The sequence below is a fragment of the Jiella flava genome (genome assembly GCF_017349315.1).
GTDB classification, from domain to species: Bacteria; Pseudomonadota; Alphaproteobacteria; order Rhizobiales; family Rhizobiaceae; genus Jiella; species Jiella flava.
Genome location: NZ_JAFMPP010000001.1, coordinates 472,757 through 492,391 on the forward strand (window position 1 = coordinate 472,757; position 19,635 = coordinate 492,391).

Annotated in this window: 17 protein-coding genes; 6 read left to right on the forward strand and 11 right to left on the reverse strand. The window is 64.5% G+C overall.

The window, feature by feature from the left end; genetic code table 11:
- Positions 1-14: 14 nt before the first annotated feature.
- From J1C48_RS02125 to trmB, 3 genes are all read left to right on the forward strand, one after another.
- On the forward strand, positions 15-446 hold the full coding sequence (locus J1C48_RS02125; protein ID WP_207256127.1) for a helix-turn-helix domain-containing protein: 432 nt from the start codon (positions 15-17) through the stop codon (positions 444-446).
- Between the two features lie 186 nt (positions 447-632).
- Positions 633-1,901, forward strand: coding sequence for a methionine adenosyltransferase (metK, locus tag J1C48_RS02130; protein ID WP_207255990.1), 1,269 nt, complete (start codon positions 633-635; stop codon positions 1,899-1,901).
- Positions 1,902-2,246: 345 nt separating this feature from the next.
- On the forward strand, positions 2,247-2,948 hold the full coding sequence (gene trmB / locus J1C48_RS02135) for a tRNA (guanine(46)-N(7))-methyltransferase TrmB (RefSeq protein ID WP_207255991.1): 702 nt from the start codon (positions 2,247-2,249) through the stop codon (positions 2,946-2,948).
- Between the two features lie 21 nt (positions 2,949-2,969).
- Here trmB and J1C48_RS02140 read toward each other — a convergent pair whose 3' ends face one another.
- The 5 genes from J1C48_RS02140 to mutS all read right to left on the reverse strand — a co-directional run bounded on the left by J1C48_RS02140 (position 2,970) and on the right by mutS (position 11,519).
- Complete coding sequence (locus J1C48_RS02140; RefSeq protein WP_207255992.1) at positions 2,970-3,362, reverse strand: VOC family protein; 393 nt, start codon at positions 3,360-3,362, stop codon at positions 2,970-2,972.
- Complete coding sequence (murJ, locus tag J1C48_RS02145; RefSeq protein WP_207255993.1) at positions 3,359-5,005, reverse strand: murein biosynthesis integral membrane protein MurJ; 1,647 nt, start codon at positions 5,003-5,005, stop codon at positions 3,359-3,361. Before murJ ends, J1C48_RS02140 begins: the two co-directional genes overlap by 4 nt.
- Positions 5,002-7,869: a [protein-PII] uridylyltransferase gene (locus J1C48_RS02150; protein ID WP_207255994.1), complete on the reverse strand. Its 2,868-nt coding sequence runs from the start codon at positions 7,867-7,869 to the stop codon at positions 5,002-5,004. Before J1C48_RS02150 ends, murJ begins: the two co-directional genes overlap by 4 nt.
- Before the next feature lie 187 nt (positions 7,870-8,056).
- The gene (locus J1C48_RS02155) at positions 8,057-8,479 is read right to left on the reverse strand and encodes a hypothetical protein (protein WP_207255995.1); all 423 of its coding nucleotides are present in this window, start codon (positions 8,477-8,479) and stop codon (positions 8,057-8,059) included.
- Positions 8,480-8,825: 346 nt separating this feature from the next.
- Positions 8,826-11,519: a DNA mismatch repair protein MutS gene (gene mutS / locus J1C48_RS02160; protein ID WP_231081526.1), complete on the reverse strand. Its 2,694-nt coding sequence runs from the start codon at positions 11,517-11,519 to the stop codon at positions 8,826-8,828.
- Positions 11,520-11,914: 395 nt separating this feature from the next.
- On the opposite strand from mutS, the gene J1C48_RS02165 reads away from it, so the two are divergent.
- Positions 11,915-12,202 (forward strand): hypothetical protein, encoded by a 288-nt coding sequence (locus J1C48_RS02165; protein WP_207255996.1) that lies wholly within the window; start codon positions 11,915-11,917, stop codon positions 12,200-12,202.
- Between the two features lie 91 nt (positions 12,203-12,293).
- Here J1C48_RS02165 and olsB read toward each other — a convergent pair whose 3' ends face one another.
- The 5 genes from olsB to J1C48_RS02190 all read right to left on the reverse strand — a co-directional run bounded on the left by olsB (position 12,294) and on the right by J1C48_RS02190 (position 17,063).
- Entirely contained in the window at positions 12,294-13,139 is an 846-nt protein-coding gene (gene olsB, locus J1C48_RS02170; RefSeq protein ID WP_207256129.1) for a l-ornithine N(alpha)-acyltransferase, read from the reverse strand.
- A gap of 326 nt (positions 13,140-13,465) precedes the next feature.
- The gene (gene acuI, locus J1C48_RS02175; protein WP_207255997.1) at positions 13,466-14,458 is read right to left on the reverse strand and encodes an acrylyl-CoA reductase (NADPH); all 993 of its coding nucleotides are present in this window, start codon (positions 14,456-14,458) and stop codon (positions 13,466-13,468) included.
- 106 nt (positions 14,459-14,564) lie between these two features.
- The gene (gene lspA, locus J1C48_RS02180; RefSeq protein WP_207255998.1) at positions 14,565-15,071 is read right to left on the reverse strand and encodes a signal peptidase II; all 507 of its coding nucleotides are present in this window, start codon (positions 15,069-15,071) and stop codon (positions 14,565-14,567) included.
- On the reverse strand, positions 15,068-15,937 hold the full coding sequence (locus J1C48_RS02185; RefSeq protein WP_207255999.1) for a TrmH family RNA methyltransferase: 870 nt from the start codon (positions 15,935-15,937) through the stop codon (positions 15,068-15,070). The genes lspA and J1C48_RS02185 overlap by 4 nt, the downstream gene beginning before the upstream one ends.
- Positions 15,930-17,063: an RsmD family RNA methyltransferase gene (locus J1C48_RS02190; RefSeq protein WP_207256000.1), complete on the reverse strand. Its 1,134-nt coding sequence runs from the start codon at positions 17,061-17,063 to the stop codon at positions 15,930-15,932. The genes J1C48_RS02185 and J1C48_RS02190 overlap by 8 nt, the downstream gene beginning before the upstream one ends.
- 146 nt (positions 17,064-17,209) lie before the next feature.
- On the opposite strand from J1C48_RS02190, the gene J1C48_RS02195 reads away from it, so the two are divergent.
- Positions 17,210-17,674 carry an SRPBCC family protein gene (locus tag J1C48_RS02195; RefSeq protein ID WP_207256001.1) on the forward strand — a complete coding sequence of 155 codons (465 nt, stop codon included), beginning with the start codon at positions 17,210-17,212 and terminating at the stop codon, positions 17,672-17,674.
- Between the two features lie 118 nt (positions 17,675-17,792).
- Complete coding sequence (locus J1C48_RS02200; protein ID WP_207256002.1) at positions 17,793-18,764, forward strand: alpha/beta hydrolase; 972 nt, start codon at positions 17,793-17,795, stop codon at positions 18,762-18,764.
- Between the two features lie 48 nt (positions 18,765-18,812).
- Here J1C48_RS02200 and hisN read toward each other — a convergent pair whose 3' ends face one another.
- On the reverse strand, positions 18,813-19,589 hold the full coding sequence (hisN, locus tag J1C48_RS02205; protein ID WP_207256003.1) for a histidinol-phosphatase: 777 nt from the start codon (positions 19,587-19,589) through the stop codon (positions 18,813-18,815).
- Positions 19,590-19,635: the final 46 nt, after the last annotated feature.

Consider the following 19,635-nt stretch of genomic DNA (forward strand, 5'->3'; position numbering starts at 1 on the left):
GAAAGGTCATCGCAATGCAGGAGAGCCGGAAGAAGCCGAATCCGATCGACACCCATGTCGGGTCGCGCGTCAGACTCCGCCGTACCATGCTCGGCATGAGCCAAGAAAAGCTCGGCGAAGCTCTCGGCATCACCTTCCAGCAGGTTCAGAAATACGAGAAAGGGTCGAACCGGATCGGCGCCAGCCGCCTGCAAAACATCTCGGATGTCCTGAACGTCTCGGTCAGCTACTTTTTCGAGGATGCCCCCGGCACGGCGGCGTCTGCAGCGCCCGGTCTGAACGAGCAGAGCCCGGATTACGTGGTGGATTTTCTCTCCACGACTGAAGGCATTCAGCTGAATCAGGCGTTTGTGCGGATCGCGGATCCAAAGGTCAGAAAACGCGTGATCGACCTCGTTCGCACCCTCGCCGAGGGTGGCGAGACTGCTCAAAAAGGCGAAAAATAGGTCAATTGCGTCACTTCCAGACCGCATTCGACTTGACCTTGCATCGGCCTTGACGCAAACCCCGCACCGGCCAACGGGAACCATCGATCCCGAAAAGTTCGACTGAGACCGGCGCGTGCGTTCGCGGCCACGCGGACCGGCGCGCCCGCTTTGCGGGATCCGTCGTCACAGCAAAGGGAAAAACGTATGCCACGCAGCGACTATCTGTTCACCAGCGAGAGCGTCTCCGAAGGCCACCCCGACAAGGTCTGTGACCGCATTTCCGACGAGATCGTCGATCTTGTCTATCGGGAAGCCAAGAAGGGCGGCGTCGATCCCTGGTCGATCCGGGTGGCCTGCGAAACCCTCGCGACGACCAATCGGGTGGTCATCGCAGGCGAGGTCCGACTTCCCCCCTCGCTGATGAAGATCGACAAGAACGGCAAGGAAGTCATCAATCCGACCCGCTTCAAGTCGGCCGCCCGCCGCGCCATCCGCGACATCGGCTATGCGCAAGACGGCTTTCACTGGAAGACCTGCAAGATCGACGTCTTGCTGCACTCGCAATCGGCCGACATCGCTCAAGGTGTCGACAAGTCGCACGAGACCCGGGACAAGGACGGCGCCAACGAGATCAACGAAGGCGCGGGCGACCAGGGCATCATGTTCGGTTACGCCTGCAAGGAGACGCCGGAACTGATGCCGGCGCCCATCTACTACGCGCACAAGATCCTCGAGCTGCTTGCCGCTGCCCGCAAGAGCGGTGATGGCGACGCCGCCAAACTCGGCCCGGACGCCAAAAGCCAGGTCACGATCCGCTATCAGGACGACAAACCCGTCGAGGTGACTTCGATCGTCCTGTCGACTCAGCATGTCGACGAATCCTGGGACTCGGCCAAGGTGCGTCAGGTCGTGGAGCCCTACATCCGCGAGGCGATGGGAGATCTGCCGATCGCCCAAGATTGCCTGTGGTATATCAATCCGACCGGCAAGTTCGTCATCGGCGGCCCGGACGGCGATGCGGGCCTCACCGGCCGCAAGATCATCGTCGACACCTATGGCGGCGCGGCGCCCCATGGTGGCGGCGCCTTCTCCGGCAAGGACACCACCAAGGTCGACCGCTCGGCCGCCTACGCCGCACGCTACCTCGCCAAGAATGTCGTCGCAGCCAATCTTGCCGACAAATGCACGATCCAGATCGCCTATGCGATCGGTGTCGCGCAGCCGGTCTCGCTCTATGTCAACCTGCACGATACCGGCCGCAACAACATCACCGAAGCGGCGGTCGAAAAAGCGATCCGGGCGGCGATGGATCTGTCGCCGACGGGCATCCGCAAGCATCTCGATCTCAACAAGCCGATCTATGCAAAAACCTCGTCCTACGGTCACTTTGGCCGCAAGGCCGGCCGTGACGGCTCGTTCTCCTGGGAAAAGACCGATCTCGCATCGAAGCTGAAGGCGGCGCTGAAGCACTGACGCGGATCGGCTTCATGGACCTGCCCGCGAAAACCCAAACAGCGGCGGGCGATCCTTCAAACACAAGGGCCCGGCAATGCCGGGCCCTTGTGTTTGAAGCGCAGGCTCGGCAAAAACCCGCGCATTATCAGCCGCTGACGTATCGAGCGCCCTGCGTCTGACCTGCCGGTCATGTCCCTCTCGGCCTTGGTTCAAACGCCGTCAGGGCTTGCCTGCGAACACATGAATGCGATGCCCTCGGGTGTTCGCGGATATAACGCCTCGATTCCATGCATCGCGCCTTCAGAAAATCGATTGTGATTTTCGGGCCGATGCATGGAGCAGATTGAAACGGAGACAGCGATCATGGTCGCGGACGGGCATCCTGAACGGCGGCGGGAAGCGTTTTTCGGTCGCCTGAAGGGGCCGAAGCTGCGGCAGCACCAGGCCGCGCTGATCGCTAACCGCCTGCCGGCTCTCCGCCTCGATCTAACGATGCCGCCCCCCGCAGCGCTATCGGCCCTTTACGCCTCGCCGAAAGAACGCTTCCGCCTGGAGATCGGCTTTGGCGGCGGAGAACATCTGCTTCATCGATCGGGCGAGGATTTGGCCTGTGGCTTCATCGGCGTCGAGCCGTTCGTCAACGGCATGGCGAAGCTGCTCTCCGCCCTCGAGGCGGCGCCGCGCGACAATCTGCGGCTGTTCGACGACGATGCGGCCCTGTTGCTCGATTGGTTACCCGCCGCCAGTCTCGATGCGGTCGATCTGCTCTATCCCGATCCCTGGCCGAAGAAGCGCCATTTCAAGCGTCGTTTCGTCAATACCAAGAATCTCGACCGCATCGCCCGCGTCCTCAAGCCCGGCGGGTATTTCCGATTTGCCTCGGACATCGACACTTATGTGAACTGGACACTGCGCCATGTCGGCGATCACAGCGCCTTCATCTGGACCGCGGCTCGGCCAGCGGATTGGCAGACGCCCTTTGCGGGCTGGCCGGGCACACGATACGAAGCCAAGGCCATCCGCGAGGGCCGCCCGCCGGCCTATCTGACGTTTCAGCGGGTGTGAGGACACGGCCAGCTGCTGCCGTCAGGCTGGCTGAATGAGATCCCAGCGATTGCCGCAAAGATCCTCGAAGACCGCGACGGTACCATAGGACTCGACACGCGGCGCCTCCCAGAAACGCACGCCCTCGGCCAGTATCCGCGCGTGATCGCGATCGAAGTCATCGGTTTGGAGAAACAGCCAGACCCGGCCGCCGTCCTGCCGCCCGATGCTGGCATGCTGTTCGGCGTCGGCAGCTTCGGCAAGCAGCAGTTCAGCCCCGCCGCCACCGCGGGGCGCAAGGCGCACCCACCGCTTCGCATCGCCGAGCCGCGTATCCTCCAGCAGCTCGAAGTCGAGGCATCGGCAGAACCAGGCGATCGCGGCGTCATAGTCATCGACGAGCAGCGACAACCTTGCGATGGACCGGCCGCTCATGACGTCGTGTCCTCGGACGCGACCGTCTTGGCCGCCTCGGCACGGCGCCGGCGCCGCACCACCGTCAAGAACATCGTGCGATCGGCGGCACCGGTCGCAAAGGCGAGAACGAAATAGATCGCCATGGCCCCGAGCACCATGCCGCCGAGCGCCGGGAGTTGTCGTTCGAGCCCCGCGCCCGAAGCGAGCCATGGCGACAGGCCGTGAAGCGCATACAGCAGCGCGCCCCCCATGACGGCCGCCGAGAGACAGACAAAGCCCGCCCGCTTCAAAAGCGCATGGTCGACCTCCCACAAACCCCGCCGATACAGGCCCGCGAACAGCAAGCCGGCATTCAGCCAGCCCGCGATGGTGGTGGCGAGCGCGATGCCGCGTTCGGCGAGCAGCCAGAACAGACCGAGCGACAGAACGATGTTGGCGCCCGCCGAAATCAGCGTCGCGACCATCGGTGTCTTGGTGTCTTCCCGCGCAAAGAACCCCGGCGAAAACACCTTGATCATCACAAAGGCCGGCAGTCCGAGCGCGTAGAGACCCAGCACCGAACCGACGGCGATCGTCGCCGCCGGATGGAACTGACCACGCTCATAGATCACCCGGATGATCGGCTCGGGAATGATGAACAGCGCGACGGCCGCCGGGATCGTCAGGAACAGCGCAAATTCCAGGCTGCGATTCTGGGTGTGCTGGGCCTCGCGCAAGTGTCCCGCCTTCAATGCCCGTGACAGCTCGGGCAGGAGTACGACGCCGATCGCAACGCCGACCATGCCGAGCGGCAGCTGATAGGGCCGATCGGCATATTGCAGGATCGAAACGGCGCCGGGCTTGAAGGAGGCGATCGCCTGCCCGACGAAGAGATTGATCTGGGTGATCCCGCCGATCAGAGCCGCCGGCCCCGCCAGCACCAGGAGGCGCTTCAGGCCCTTGGTCCAGCGGGGACGCTTCAGCGCGACACCGAAGCCGGCAATCCGCATGGCGACGACGACCATGGAGAGCTGGGCAAAGCCCGCGATCAGAACGCCCCAGCTCATCAGAAAGCCGATGGTCTGCTTGTCGGCATGGATGTGCAATGCGTATCCGATCACGCCGATCAGAATGAAGTTGAGCAAGGTCGGCGCCGCGGCCGCGGCGAAGAACCGGCGAAAGGCGTTGAGGATCCCGCACACCATCGCCATCATCGACATACAGGCGAGATAGGGGAACATGATACGGGAAAAGGCGATGGTGATGTCGTATCGCGCGGCGCATGAAATCACCTTGCCGCCGGTCGACGGATCGTCGACGCAGACCGATAATCCCGGCGCGATGATCGTTTTTACCAGGAACGGCATGAAGATCAGCGCCAGAATGGTCAGCACGACCAGCACGGTAAAGAGCGTCGAGAAGATTTCCGAGGCAAAGCGCCTCGCGCCCACCTCGCCCTCGTCCTCCAGCGACCGGGCGAAGAGCGGAATGAAGGCGGCATTGAAAGCCCCTTCTGCAAACAATCGCCGGAAGAGATTGGGAAAGCGGAAGGCGAGGTTGAAGGCGTCGGCCACCGGCCCGACGCCCAGCGCCGAGGCCATCAGCATTTCGCGGGCAAAGCCGAAGATGCGGCTGACCAAGGTCGCGCCGCCGACGGTCGCAAATTTCGAGAAGAGACTCATGAACGGGCGAACCCATAGGCCTTTTCAGCCGCCAGCACACCAGCCGTCACCGGCTCGCTACCTGGGTTTTCGAAGACGTGGACGAGCCAGTCCACGATCCGCTCGGTGCGGCTGCCGCTGGTGATCTTGGCACCGACGAGGTCGGTCACATAGAACACGTCGACGGCCTTTTCGCCATAGGTCGAGATGTGCGCCGAGCGGATATCGAGATTGAGATCGGCCATGGCGCGGGTCAGGTCGGAGAGCAGGCCCGGTCGGTCGAGCCCTTCGATCTCGATCACCGTGAACTGGTTCGACAGATCGTTGTCGACCCTGACACTGGGGCGCATCGCGAAGGCCGCCGGCGGCCGCTTCGCCTTTTGCTCGGAAATCAGTCGCGTGCGCGAGTCCTCGCCCTGCAGGAGCTTGCGAATGTAGTCGGAGACCCGCTCGCCGCGACGCAGTTCGTCGGCGTCTTCGGCAAATTGACGGTTGAGCACCAAAACGTCGAGCGCCCGACCGTCAGACATGGTGAAGACCTGCGCGTCGGCAATGTTCGCGCCCGCCCCTGCACAGGCGCCGGCAAGCATCGACAGCAAGCGGGGATGATCCGGTGCCAGGACCATGATTTCGGTGATGCTCTGGAAGGCGTCGGTCCTGACCGCGATCACCAGAGGGTCCTCGGTCGCCGCGGCGCGCACGAAGTCCGCGTGCCGAACCTGGTCTTCGAGCGGCGTCGTCAGGAAATAGTTCGGATAATGCAGGTCGAGATAAGCATCCCGCTCGCTCGCCTCCCAGTCCGATAGCCGCGCGGCCAACCGCTCGCGCGACACCGCCAGGCGCTCGGCCCGGGTCGACCGGGTGAAGCCGCCGGTCAGGGTCGGCTCGGTCTCCAGATAGAGCGAGCGCAGAAGCTGGCCCTTCCAGCCGTTCCACACCCCCGGCCCAACGGCGCGGATGTCGCAGACCGTCAGGATCATCAAAAGATTCAAGCGGTCGAGAGTTCGCACCCGGACGGCAAAATCGTGAATGGTCTTACGGTCGTTGATGTCGCGCTGCTGCGCGGTCATCGACATCACCAGATGGTCTTCGATCAGCCAGGACACGAGTTCGGTCTCGCGATCGTCGAGTCCCAGCCGCGGGCAGAGCTTGCGGGCGATCTTCGCCCCGGCGATCGAATGGTCCTCCGGCCGGCCCTTGGCGATGTCGTGCAGCAACAGCGCCACATAAAGAGCCCGCCGCTCTTTGACCTGCGGCAGCAATTCGCTCGACAGCGGATGCTCGTCGGCGAGTTCCCCGAGCTCGATCCGCGACAAGATGTCGATCGAACGCAAGAGATGCTCATCGACCGTGTAGTGATGGTACATGCTGAACTGCATCATCGCGACGATCTTGCCGAATTCCGGGATAAACCGCCCGAGAACGCCGGCTTCGTTCATCCGCCTGAGATGAAATTCCGGGTTCTGGCGATCGGTCAGGACGTCGAGGAACAGGCTGTTGGCTTCGGGATTGTCGCGCAACTCGGCATTGATCAGCTTTAAAGAGCGGCGGATCAGCTTCAGCGTATCGGGGTGATATTCGAGGTTGTTCGACGCCGCCAGCCGGAACACCCGGATGAGGTTCACCGGATCGTCCTTGAAGACGCTCGGCGAAGAGACGTTGATCCGATTGTTGTCGATGTGGAAGTCGATCGTGCCCGGGATCGTCTTCGCCCGGCCGCGCAGGCTCCGGACCAGATCGCGAATGCCGCCGATGCCGGGGGCGGCCTTGGCGTGCTGCTCTTCCAGGGCCGCGCACAGGATGCGGGTCAGATCGCCGACATCCTTGGCGATCAGGAAGAAGTGCTTCATGAAACGCTCGACATCCTTCAGACCCGGATGGGCGTTGTAGCCGAGCCGCTCGGCGATTTCGGCCTGCAGGTCGAATGACAGGCGTTCTTCCGCCTTGCCGGTGGCAAAATGCAGATTGCAGCGCACCGCCCAGAGGAAATCCTCGGCCTTGTGAAACAGCCGCATCTCCCGACGGGAGATCACCCCGAGATCCGCCAAGGCTTCGCTGGTGGTGACGCGGTAGTGGTATTTGGCGATCCAGAACAGCGTGTTGAGGTCGCGCAGACCGCCCTTGCCTTCCTTCACATTGGGCTCGACCACATAACGGGTATCGCCCCGCTTGGCATGGCGGGCGGAACGCTCTGCCAACTTGGCGGCGATGAACGCCTCGCTGGAGCCTTCGACGACCTCGGCTTCGAACCGCGCGCCGAGTTGGTCGAACAGATCACGATCGCCGACGATCAGCCATCGCTCGAGGATCGAGGTGCGGATGGTCATGTCGGCCTTGGCGAGCTTAATGCACTCCTCGACGGTGCGCGAAGCGTGACCGACTTTGAAGCCGAGATCCCACAGGAGGTACAACAAATACTCGGCGACCTGTTCGCCAAGGGCGGTCTGCTTATAGGGCAGCAGAAATAGGAGATCGATGTCGGAGGATGGCGCCAGCGTACCACGGCCATAGCCGCCAACGGCAACAATCGCCATGCGTTCGCCGGCCGAGAGATTGGACGAGGGAAAGACATAGCGCAGCGCGAAATCGTGGACGCTGCGGATTAGAACGTCCTGGATCGTCGCCAGCCGGCGGGCGCAATCAAAGCCGGCGCGATCCTCCCGAAACGCCAATTCAACGCGGCGGCGCGCTTCCTTGACGGCCTCCCGCAGCACTGCGAGCACCGCGGCGCGTGCATCGTTCGACGCGCCGCCCGCCGAGTCGGCTTCGGCGATCGCCGCCAGTCGCTGTGCCAGCCCGGTCGCATCGATGAAACCGGACACGTCGATTTGCGACAGTGGATCATCTGGCGAGGTCGCACGGCTCGTGACCGCTTGCTGTGGCATCGGCATTCCTGGGGCAACCGAATTCGAACCCGAAGGCCCTCGCGTCATGGTGCCTGACATCCGTTGCGGTTGGATTAAGTCTCTCGGCTATAACCGAAGTCCGGCAGCGGGCAAAGCGAAAGGCCGCCCGGACATCGTCCGAACGGCCTTTGTCAGGATCATCAAGCGGGCCAAGCCCGCCGTCCGATTACTTGACGGCGTCGGTGGTTGCCGAGTCCTGGAGAACCTGGCCCTTCATGCTCTGCGGCTCATTGCCGGTCAAGAAGGTTGCGCCCGAGCCCGGCACCAACACGTCGCTGTTGGCATTGGCGTCGTCGCTGGTCATCGCGCCAGTCGTCATGGTGTCCTCGCCGGCAGCGACGGCGTTGCGCTCGTCAGCGTTCTGCATCTGGCGCTCGGTCGAATTGCCGGGAACGATTGTGTCCGGACGAACGTCCGTAGCCGTGCCATTGCCCGGGTTGGCGGCAACGTTCGCTCGCTCCTGCGCATTCTGCTGCTCGGTCACGGTCTCGGAACCGGGAATCTTCGGCATGGCGGAATCGGCATAGGCGGCAGCGGCGGTCAACGACACAGCAAAGAAAGCCGAAGAAATGATGGCGGTCGTCTTCATAATACATACCTCTTAAGATAATAAAATTCGCCTAATATACCGTCATCTTCGGCGTTATCGACGAATTTTCGTGACTTGTGACTGTTAAATGGCCTTTTCAAAAAATTGTTCCGCTGCGGTTGGAAAAAATGGACTTTGAAATTTACGTGAAATCCTCGTGATTGGCGCAAAAATTGGCGAAAAATGCCGTCAAATTGGAAAAATGAGATGCGTCGACTGCATGGTAATAGTTTTATAAGACGAATAGGAAATCCGAGAATAGCTCGGCGTCAGCGTCGGAATGTCGCTCGAACTGGCGCCAGGCGGCCGTGACCAATGCCCCGTTCCATCGCGGTCAAAGCCTGCGTCACTTTGCGCCGGCGATCTGCTTGAGACGATAAAGCGTATCGAGCGCCTCACGCGGCGACATCTGGTCCGGATCGATCTCGCCGACCGCCCGCACGAGTGCCGATGCCTCCGGTGCGGGCAACTCGTCACGAGCGATCTCCTTGGCGGCAGCCGCCGAGAACAGCGGCAGATCGTCGATGAAGGCCGTCCGCCGGGCCTCAGATCCGCCGCGCTCCAATTCCGTCAAGACGTGGCGGGCGCGCTCGACGACGCTCTTCGGCAAGCCGGCGAGCTTGGCCACCTGAATGCCGTAGGACCGGTCAGCCGTTCCCGCCGTCACCTCGTGCAGAAAAATCACCTCGCCCTTGTATTCCTTGACCCGCATCGTCGCATTGCGGATCCGGCCAAGCTTCTTGGCCAGCGCCGTCATCTCGTGGAAGTGGGTGGCAAACAGCGCCCGGCAGCGGTTGCTTTCGTGCAGATGCTCGACCGTCGCAAAGGCCAGCGACAAGCCGTCATAGGTGGAGGTGCCGCGGCCGATCTCGTCGAGGATGACGAGCGCCCGCTCGCCGGCCTGATTGAGGATCGCCGCCGCCTCGACCATCTCGACCATGAAGGTCGAGCGTCCCTCCGCGAGGTCATCGGAGGCGCCGACGCGGGAAAACAGCCGGTCGACGACGCCGATCCGGGCGCTCTTTGCCGGCACGAAGGAGCCGATCTGGGCCAGAACCGCGATAATCGCATTCTGGCGCAGGAAGGTCGACTTACCGCCCATATTCGGGCCGGTGAGCAGCCAGATCGCGCCGTTGCCGCCGCCGTTGCCGCCATTGTCGGGGGACAGATCGCAGTCATTGGCGACAAACGGATCGCCCGAGCCGGCCTTCAATGCCGCCTCGACCACCGGGTGGCGTCCGCCTTCGATGGCGAAGGCGAGCGTGTCGTCGACATGTGGCCGGGTCCAGTTCGCCTCGACGGCGATTTCGGCAAGCGCAGCGGCGACGTCGAGGATGGCCAGCGCCCCCGCGCCGTCGCGCAAGGCATCGGTCTGGCTGAGAACCGCCGCGGCAAGCGTGTCGAAACAGGCCAGCTCCAGCGATAGCGCCTCGCTCTGGGCACCGGCGATGCGGCTTTCGAGATTGGCCAGCTCTTCGGTCGAAAAGCGCATGGCCGAGGCCATGGTCTGGCGATGGCGGAACACCGCTCCCCCGTCGCTCGCCATCAAGGCCTTCGCCGGCGCCTCGCCCATCTCGATGAAGTAGCCGATGACGTTGTTGTATTTGATCCTGAGGTTCCGCACACCGGTCTCGGCAGCATAGCGGGCTTCGAGTTCGGCGATCACCCGGCGGGAGTTCTCGCCGAGCAGCCGCGCCTCGTCGAGCGCGGCAATGGCGCCCGCGCGCACGAAGCCGCCGTCGCGTTTGAAGGGCGGCGGCGCATCGGTGAGGTGATCGGCGAGCCGATCGGCGAGATCTGTCGGCAGCGCCCGCAGCGCGTCGCGCGCGGCGGCAATTTCGGCCGGCAGCGGATCGCCAAAGGTTTCGGCGAGCGCCAGCGCCGCCGCCAGGCAATCGCGCACACCGGCCAGATCGCGCGGCCCGCCGCGCCCGAGCGCCAGCCGCGAGAGGGCGCGCTCGCTGTCGGGCAGCCCGGCCAGTGCCTTGCGCAGAGCCCGACGCAGATGCGGCTCATCGACGAGAAAGGCGACGGCGTCCTGATGAGCGGCGATCGCCGCCGTGTCGGTCAGCGGTGTGGCGATTCGCGCCGCCAACAGCCGCGCGCCGGCACCGGTGACGGTGCGATCGATGGTCGAAAGCAGCGAGCCCTGACGCTTACCCGAGAGAGTCCGGGTCAGCTCCAGCGAGCCGCGGGTCGCCGGGTCGATCTCCATGATCGAACCGGCTGCGACCTGAACCGGGCGCTCCAGCATCGGCTTGGCGGCGAGCTGGGTCTTGCCGAGATAGGCGATCAGCGCGGCCGCCGCCGACAGCTCGGCCCGCGAGAAGCGACCGAGGCCCTCAAGCGTCGCAACGCCGAAGAAGCGGCAGATTCGGGCTTCGGCAGTCGAGCCGTCGAAAAACGCCTGGGGCTCAGGCCGCACCGCCCGGCCGAAACGCTTCAGTCGCGGCGCCAGCCTAACATCGTGAAACAGCGGCTCGGCGACGACAATCTCGCTGGGCTCGATCGCCGCGATCTCGGCCTCGATCCGCTCGCGCTCGACCTTCGCCGTGCGAAAGCTGCCGGTGGACAGATCCGCCCAGGCCAGCGCGTAGTCCTCGGCGCCGCTGGCACCGATCCGCGACAGGGTCATCAGATAGTTGGCGCGGCCGGGTTCGAGCAGCGCCTCCTCGGTGATGGTGCCGGGCGTGACCAGACGCACGACGTCGCGCTTGACCACCGACTTGGCGCCGCGCTTCTTTGCCTCCGCGGGATCCTCGATCTGCTCACAGACTGCAACGCGATGGCCAAGGGCAATGAGCTTTTGCAAATAGTCGTCGGCGGCATGAATCGGCACGCCGGCCATCGGGATGTCCTCGCCGAGATGCTTGCCACGCTTGGTCAAGGTGATGCCGAGTGCCCGCGAGGCCTCGGCGGCATCATCGAAAAACAGCTCGTAGAAGTCGCCCATGCGATAAAACAGCAGGCAATCGGGATTGGCCGCCTTGATCTCGATATATTGGGCCATCATCGGCGTCGGAGCGGCTTCGCTGGTCATCGCCGGGTGTCACCTCGTCGCAAGGCTCATGATCGATCGTTTGATCGGCAGGGCGCGGCCGCGCCATTTGAATAGCTGGCGCAGCGCCCGGCCGTTCGGCAGATCGCTATCGGCCGGGGCGCCCGCACGCAAGCCAAGCGCCGCCTTGATCCCCGAGCTTTCACGGCGCGGCGGAAAATCGCAACGAACCGTTCCTCAATCCGACCGGCATTTATGAGCAATACCGGTCATTCCACTCTGGGCGCGACGCCCCCATTTGTGAGACAGTGGGTGCACCGCTTGGATCAGCGGCGCCCTGCTCAGCTTCCGTTCATTGGACTCATGCGATTGAACGGGATGAATGCGCTTGAGCAAGTCCGGCGTTCGAACGATGATAAAAATTGAGGAAAGTCTTGATGCTGAAGAGAACCATCGCCGTCGCCGCGCTGTTCGCACTCCAGCTCGCCGTGTTCACGCCGGCCCAGGCGGCCGATGATCGCGTCAACGTTCTGCAGTATGCCCTCGCCCATCCGACCGACAATTCACGCCTGCCGAACCCGCCGGCGCTCGGCGATTCCGTTCCGGGCTCGGTCAAACTCGAGCGGCCGAACGGCAGCCACGCCTTCGCCTATTTCTACTGGGGCGGCCAGCCGGTGATCGTCGATCTGAAGACCCGCAGCATCGTGCGCATCGGCGGCGGCTGAGCCACGGCCTGATCGCGCGGACGAAAAACGCCGTCCGGGAGGATCCCGCGACCGGCATCTTCATTCGACACAAACGGCTCGGGCTTGCCGATCAGGCCGCGAAGCGGCCGCCATCGGCGCCGTAATAGCCGACATAGCGCGGGTTGATCTTCTCTCGCGGCAGGACGATCAGGACGTCGGTGGTGCCGAATTGACGATCCACCACGGCGCCTTCGCCGACATAGCCGCCGAGCCGCAGATAGCCTTTGACAAGCGGCGGCAGACTGGCGAGAGCCCGGCGCGGATCGAGACTCTCTGCCGCCATCGTGTCGATAAACGTGCCGCGATGGGAATGCGCCCGCACCCGCCATTCGGCCGGCGCCGGCGCGTTCGACTGCAGAAATGACAAGGGCGCGGCCAGCGTCGCCGTGTCGGTGCCGGCGAGCGAGGCGCAGCCGAACAACACGTCGATGTCATGGGCGAGCACATAGGCCCAGATGCCCTGCCAAAGCAGCTCGACCGTGCGCTTGCCGCGATAATCCTTAAGGACGCAGGAGCGGCCGAGTTCGAGGAAGCGCTTGCCGGGATGGCGGGCGAGCATCGGCGCGATGTCGAATTCCTGCGCGGTGTAGAAGCCGCCGGCAAGCGCCGCGCGATCGCCGCGCATCAGCCGGTAAGTGCCGACGATCCGCTGCGCCATCGGGCCGCCGCGGGCATGATCGATGACCAAGAGGTGGTCGCAGTAGCGGTCGAAGGAATCACGATCGCGGCGGGTCATCTTCTGCAGCTTGGAAGGCTGAGCGCTCATCTCCTGATAGAACACCCGGTATCGCAGCTGCTGCGCCGCTTTCACCTCGGCGGCGTTGCGCGCCAGCCGCACTTCGAGATTGCCGAGCCGCCCGAGCAGCGGCGAGGACGAATCGAAGCGCTTGACGAAGTGCAGGAGCTTGGCCGGCATCGTTCCGAGACCGGCTGGAGCCTTGTCGAAGCCGGCATCACGGAGAAACTCCGGCAGCGGGCGCCGCCCGAGCCGGTGACGACCGGCAACAGCCCGATCGGAATGCGTTCCGCGCGGCTCCTCCGCGATCCCGACACTCTGAGCGATCATCCGAATTCTCCATCGACCTGTCGACATTCCGTGCTGGTTTAAGGAGCCTAAGCAACGGTTTCGTGACCGGGTTTACCTCTATATGACGCCTGACACCCGCAGGACACAAGGGCAGCCCGCCGCGAGACCGTGTCAACAACGCGATTCCACTGACCCCAAGGTGTTGAAAAGCAAGATCAATCAAACATCGCGACAACCCGTCCGCGGATCGTTCCCTCGACAATCTGGTGGGCTTTGTCGATCAAACCGTCAAAGCCGATTTCGGTGGCCATCGCGTCAAGAATTTGGGGATCGAGATCTTCGGCCAGCCTTGCCCAGGCGATCTGGCGCTTGCCGAGCGGCGCCATCACCGAATCAATTCCGAGCAGCGACACGCCGCGCAGGATGAACGGCGCGACCGTCGCCGGCAGATCCATCCCCTGCGCCAAACCGCAGGCCGCGACCGCTCCGCCATAGCGTGTCGCGGCGAGCACATTGGCGAGAACCTGGCTGCCGACGGCGTCGATGCCCGCCACCCAACGCTCCTTGGCGAGCGGTTTGCCGGGCGCGGAGAGTTCCGCCCGGTCGATGATTGTGCTCGCGCCGAGGCTCGTCAAATAATCCGCCTCATGGGTGCGCCCGGTGACCGCGAGAACCTCCCAGCCGCGCTTGGCAAGCAGCGCGATGGCGACGGAGCCGACGCCGCCCGACGCACCGGTGACCACCGCCGGCCCATCCTGCGGCGACAGGCCGGCCGCCTCGATGGCGAGAACCGATAGCATCGCCGTATAGCCGGCGGTGCCGATGACCATCGCGTCGCGGGCGGAAAGCCGCTCGGGCAGCGGCACCAGCCATTCGCCCTTCAGCCGCGCTTGGCCGGCATAGGCGCCGTAATGGGCTTCGCCGACGCCCCAACCGTTGAGCACCACCCGATCGCCCGGATGCCAGCGCGGATTGTCCGAGCGCAGCACCGTGCCGGCGAGATCGACGCCCGGGATCATCGGCCAGCGGCGCACCACCGGCGACTTGCCGGTGATGGCCAGGCCGTCCTTGTAGTTGACGGTGGTCGCCTCGACCTTGACCTCGACATCGCCCGGCATCAGCTCGTCGGCTGTCATTGCGACCGTCGCCACCGACTGTGTCTTCGCCTCGTCGCGCGTGATCAGGATCGCCTGAAACGTCTCAGCCATCGTCGCCTCCCTTCACGGCGCCGTGGGCATCATCCCCATTCGATGACGCGTCGGCACTCATCGGTTTGTCTGATCATCACAATGGGCGCGGCCGCGACCATGTCAATCAATCGCTGCGGCGCCCGACATCGGCCGATTTGCGATTGCCAAGGCCGGCGACGACGAACTCATCGAGCAAAATGATGATCGCTCCCACCGTGATGAAGGCATCGGCGAGGTTGAAGACGGCAAAGTCGAAAGCCGGCGTGTGGAAGTAGACATAGTCGACGACATAGCCGAGACGGACACGGTCGATCAGATTGCCGATCGCTCCACCGACGATGATCGCCAGACCGAAATGCGTGAGCTTGCGCTCGGCCGGCGTCTTCACCCAGAGGAACAGGACGATCAGCAGCACCGCCCCGGCCAGGACCGACAGGCCGACATCGCCGAATTCGGAAAACATCGAAAAGGCGATCCCGGTATTGCGGGCATGCAGAAGCGCCAGGAACGGCAGGAGCGGGATCGCCGAGCCGAGCGGCATCGTCGCGACGACGATCGCCTTGATCAGTTGGTCCAGCATGACGGCGATCAGAACCGTCGTCAGATTCCCCATCAGCAGCTTGCGGATCATAGGGTCAGGGCTCCGCGGCGCGCCTCGAAGAGCATGACACCCGTCGCGACGGCGAGATTGAGACTGTCGGCGCGGCCCATCTGCGGGATCCGCACCAAGCGGTCGCAGCTCTGCGCCAAGGGATCGGACAGGCCCGCCTGTTCGTTCCCCATCAGAAGAAGCGTCGCGCCGACGTGATAATCGGGCGTGCGGTAATCCACCGTCCCGGCCATGTGCGTCCCGACGATTTGGCCTGAAAAGCCGCCCCGCCAGGCAAGAAACTCGCCTTCCTTCGCCCGGATCACCGGCACCGCGAAGATCGAGCCCATGGTCGCTCTGACGGTTTCGATGGCGAAGGGATCGACGCAATCGCCGATCAGGATCACCGCCTTGGCGCCGACCGCGTCGACGCTGCGCAGGATGGTGCCGAGATTGCCGGGATCGCGCACCCGGTCGAGCGCCACGGCGACGTCACCGGCTGCGAGCGTCAACCCCTTGAGCGGCGCCAGCTGCCGGCGGAAGACGCCGATGGCGCTCTGCGGATTGTCGCGTCTGGCGATCGCCTCCAGCACCTTGGCGCTCGCCTCAACGACATCGGCGCCGTGGGCGACCGCGCGCGAGACGACCCGGGTCAACACCTCGCTGCCCCCCTGCAGGGCGGCCTTGGAGACGACGAGGGTCTTCAGCTCCCAGCCGCTTTCCAGCCCGTCGAGCACCAGCTTCAAGCCCTCGACCAGAAACAGGCCGGTCTCCTCGCGATGGCGCTTTTGGGCAAGCTGGCGGATATCCTTGACGATGGGATTGGCGGCGCTGGCAATCTCCTTGATCCGGCCCGGTGCGGCAAGGCCACGATCGTCACCGCGGCGAGGAAAGGTCGGGTCAGGCATCGGCGATCCAGCGGCTGAAGAGAGAGGTCGAGAGGAGACGCGGCTCCGCGCCGGATTCCTCGATCACCAGTTCGCCGGCCTCGATGCGCCCGGCCAGCCCACGAAAGGCCTCGCCCATCAAAGCACCGAGCGAATAGAAGGACGAGCGGATCGAATAGGCGGTAAGGATCACGCCATCCGGCCGGTCGGACAACAGCGCCCGGGTCAGGGCGACGAGATAGGGTAGATCCTCGAACAGCTGCCAGGTTTCGCCCTTCGGACCCCGGCCGAATTTCGGCGGATCGAGCAGGATCAGATCGTAGCGGCTGCCGCGCTTGACCTCGCGCTCGACATACCGGACGGCATCCTCGCAGACCCAGCGGATCGGCTTGTCCTGAAGCCCTGCCATCTCCTGGTTCTCGCGTGCCCAGCCGATCGCCTTTTTCGACGCGTCGACATGGGTCACCTCGGCCCCGGCCCGCGCCGCGAGCAGCGAGGCCAGACCCGTATAGCCGAAAAGATTGAGCAGCCGAGGCGGCGAGCCGGCCCCGATCCGCGCCTTGATCCGCTCTTCGGCAAAGGCCCAATGGGCCGCCTGTTCGGGAAAGACCCCGACATGGCGGAAGGAGGTGAACCGGCCGAGATAGGCCAGGCCGTCATGGGCGAGCGGCCAGGTCTCGCCAAGCGCCTCGCGGGGAAACTGCCAACGGCCGAGACCTTCCTCTTCGGTATCGCCGGTAAAACTGGCATGGACACCGTCCCATTCGGCAGCCGGCCGGCGGCGCGGCCAGATCGCCTGGTTCTCCGGCCGGCGGATGCGGTAGGGCCCGTAGCGCTCGAGCTTTTCGCCGTCGCCGCTGTCGAGAAGGGCGTAGTCGTCATTCGGGCGAACGGTGAGGACGATAGGCGCGACAAGGGCGGGACGCGCGCCGCGCGGCGGGTCGAGATCGAGCCGCTTGGCCGGCGCCGAAGCGGGCCCGACGAGCGCCTCGACGGACGCTGCCGGCCGTTCTGACGCGGCAGATCCCCGCGCGGACGGCTTTGGCGCCCTGTCCTCGCGACGCGTCTTCAAACGCGGGTTGCCGGCATCGGCCCCGGCATGGGATTTGTTCGGGCGGCGGCTGCGCGCCAAGGCCGTTCTCCTCATCGAGTCGCCGGCGTTTTCACTATGGGACGCTCTCTATCGATTCTCATGCGGCTTGGCAAAACGAACAAAAACGGCAAGTTAGGGCAGCTCGCAGGCAAAGCGTCTCGGCCGCGCGGGCCGGCCAGATAAACGGAGGGAGGACAAGGATGGATCTGAAGGGCGAATACCGGCTTGCAGCCAGCCGCGAAACCGTTTGGGACAAGCTGAACGATCCCGAGGTTCTCAAACGCTGCATTCCTGGCTGCCAAGAGCTGGAAAAGACCGGCGACAACGAAATGAAGGCGACCGTCACCGCCAAGGTCGGCCCGGTCAAGGCGACGTTCAACGGCGAGGTCCGGCTGGAAAATATCACTCCGCCCGAGAGCTATTCGATCGTCGGTGAGGGCAAGGGCGGTATCGCCGGCTTTGCCAAGGGCGGCGCGGATGTGCATCTGACCGACGAGGGCAACGAAACGCTCCTGACCTATGAGGTGAAGGCTCAGGTCGGCGGCAAACTCGCCCAGCTCGGCGGACGGCTGATCGACTCGAGCGCGAAGAAACTGTCCGGTCAGTTCTTCGATAATTTCGCCAAGGAGGTCGAGGCAGCGGAATCGGGTGACAACGCGGCCTGATCTCGACAGCGGCGCTCCCGGTGCGGCAACGACGGGGCGCCAGGATGACGGCAGGATTGGCGGCGGGGTGCGGTGATCCACCGTCCGCGTAGACCAAAGCGCCAACGGGGACGACAGCATGACCGACAGCGCAGACGATCCCCGCTTCGTGGAGATCCCCGGCAATCCGCCCCCGCCGGGGCTCACCGGCGGCTATTTTTCGACCTCCGACGGCCGCAGGCTGCGCTATGCGATCTCCAAGGGGGAACGGCCGACGCGCGGCACCATCGTCCTGCTGCAGGGGCGCAACGAGGCGATCGAGAAATATTTCGAGACCATCGCCGACCTCAATCGCCGCGGCTTTGCCGTCGCCACCTTCGACTGGCGTGGCCAGGGTGGCTCCGAACGCTTGCTGCGCCGCCGAAACCTCGGCCATGTCCGGCATTTCGGCCAATATCTGACCGACCTCGAATGCGCGATGCAGGAGGTCGTGCTGCCCGATTGCCGCGCGCCCTACACCATCCTCGCTCATTCCATGGGGGGCTTGATCGCGCTGCACGCGTCGTCGCGGCTGCCGATCAGCGTCGAGCGCATGGTGCTGCTGGCGCCGCTGATCGGATTTGCCCGCAGCGTGCCCAATCTCAAAACCTTGGATCGCGTCGGCGCGCTCGGCCGCCTGCTCGGCCTCGGCACCCTGCCCGTGCGGCGCTCCGTCCCCGATCGCCTGCTGCATCCGGCGACCAACCCGCTGACCTGTGACCGCCGGCGGTTCGACCGCAATCGCCGGTTGGCAAAAACCGCGCCCGAGCTGTTCCTCGGCAGCCCGACCCTTGCCTGGCTCGCGGCTATGGCCAAAGCGATGCGGCGGCTGGAAAATTCCGACGAGATTGCCGCTTTGTCGATCCCGACGCTGATCGTCACCGCTGGCGCCGATAGCGTCGTCTCGGCGGCCGCGGCCGAGCGCCTCGCCTGGCGGATGCGCTGCGGGTCAAGTCTGACGATTCCGCTCGCCCGCCACGAGATGCTGCAGGAAAGCGATCGGTTTCGCGAACAGGTGCTGGAGGCCTTCGACGCCTATGTCGGCGAGGACACGCCGCTCGCCGCCGCGTGAGACCCGTCCCGCACCTGCCGCGATCGATCACGATTGACACCCCCGCGTTCAGCCCACGAGAATCGCGCAAGCCGCCGCGTGAAGCTCCGGCGTTGCCGCCGCGACGATGTCGCCGCCCTGTTCCGGCCGATCGCCGGAAATCGTCGTGACGACTCCGCCGGCCTGCTCGATCAGCGCGATCAGGGCCGCGATGTCATAGGGCTTCAGACCACTCTCGACGACGAGATCCACATGGCCTGCGGCGAGCATGGCAAAGGCATAACAATCGGTGCCGTAGCGCGACAGCCGCACCGCGCCCTCCAGCGCCTCGAACCGCGGCAGCAGATCGCCGGAAAACAGCCGCGGCGAGGTGGTAAAAAGCGTCGCGCCCGCAAGCCGCTCGGCCTTGCGGGTCGCCAGTTGCTGCGGCGCGCCATCGCCCCGCTTCAAGAAGGCGCCCGCGCCATCGGCATAGAAGCGCTCGCCGGTGAACGGCTGAGACATCAGGCCGAGCCGCGCCCGCCCCTCGACATAGTGGCCGACCAGCGTACCCCACACCGGCAGGCCGGTGATGAAGGCGCGAGTGCCGTCGATCGGATCGATCACCCATTGGCGCAGATTGCCGGGGCGTTCGCCAAACTCCTCACCCAGGATGGCGTGATCGGGAAAGCGGGCCGCGATATGCGCCCGGATGGCCGTTTCAGCGGCGCGATCGGCCTCGGTGACCGGATCAAAGGCACCCGCCCCAAGCTTGTTGTCGACACCGCCGCCAGCGCGAAAGCGCGGCAGGGTCTCGCGGTCGGCAGCGTCGGCAAGCTCCAGCAAAAATGTGCTATCCGGCTCCATCACACCTTTCCCCCTCCGGTTTTTGCATAGAAAATTGCCAGAAATC

Bases quoted from the DNA above. Each gene is read 5' to 3' on its own strand.
- J1C48_RS02165 (WP_207255996.1), top strand. From the start codon at position 11,915: ATGCTGAAGAGAACCATCGCCGTCGCCGCGCTGTTCGCACTCCAGCTC.
- J1C48_RS02195 (WP_207256001.1), top strand. From the start codon at position 17,210: ATGGATCTGAAGGGCGAATACCGGCTTGCAGCCAGCCGCGAAACCGTT.
- metK (WP_207255990.1), top strand. From the start codon at position 633: ATGCCACGCAGCGACTATCTGTTCACCAGCGAGAGCGTCTCCGAAGGC.
- J1C48_RS02155 (WP_207255995.1), bottom strand. From the start codon at position 8,479: ATGAAGACGACCGCCATCATTTCTTCGGCTTTCTTTGCTGTGTCGTTG.
- J1C48_RS02185 (WP_207255999.1), bottom strand. From the start codon at position 15,937: ATGCCTGACCCGACCTTTCCTCGCCGCGGTGACGATCGTGGCCTTGCC.
- lspA (WP_207255998.1), bottom strand. From the start codon at position 15,071: ATGATCCGCAAGCTGCTGATGGGGAATCTGACGACGGTTCTGATCGCC.
- hisN (WP_207256003.1), bottom strand. From the start codon at position 19,589: ATGGAGCCGGATAGCACATTTTTGCTGGAGCTTGCCGACGCTGCCGAC.
- J1C48_RS02125 (WP_207256127.1), top strand. From the start codon at position 15: ATGCAGGAGAGCCGGAAGAAGCCGAATCCGATCGACACCCATGTCGGG.
- J1C48_RS02200 (WP_207256002.1), top strand. From the start codon at position 17,793: ATGACCGACAGCGCAGACGATCCCCGCTTCGTGGAGATCCCCGGCAAT.
- J1C48_RS02140 (WP_207255992.1), bottom strand. From the start codon at position 3,362: ATGAGCGGCCGGTCCATCGCAAGGTTGTCGCTGCTCGTCGATGACTAT.
- murJ (WP_207255993.1), bottom strand. From the start codon at position 5,005: ATGAGTCTCTTCTCGAAATTTGCGACCGTCGGCGGCGCGACCTTGGTC.
- olsB (WP_207256129.1), bottom strand. From the start codon at position 13,139: ATGCCGGCCAAGCTCCTGCACTTCGTCAAGCGCTTCGATTCGTCCTCG.
- acuI (WP_207255997.1), bottom strand. From the start codon at position 14,458: ATGGCTGAGACGTTTCAGGCGATCCTGATCACGCGCGACGAGGCGAAG.
- J1C48_RS02190 (WP_207256000.1), bottom strand. From the start codon at position 17,063: ATGAGGAGAACGGCCTTGGCGCGCAGCCGCCGCCCGAACAAATCCCAT.
- J1C48_RS02150 (WP_207255994.1), bottom strand. From the start codon at position 7,869: ATGCCACAGCAAGCGGTCACGAGCCGTGCGACCTCGCCAGATGATCCA.
- trmB (WP_207255991.1), top strand. From the start codon at position 2,247: ATGGTCGCGGACGGGCATCCTGAACGGCGGCGGGAAGCGTTTTTCGGT.
- mutS (WP_231081526.1), bottom strand. From the start codon at position 11,519: ATGACCAGCGAAGCCGCTCCGACGCCGATGATGGCCCAATATATCGAG.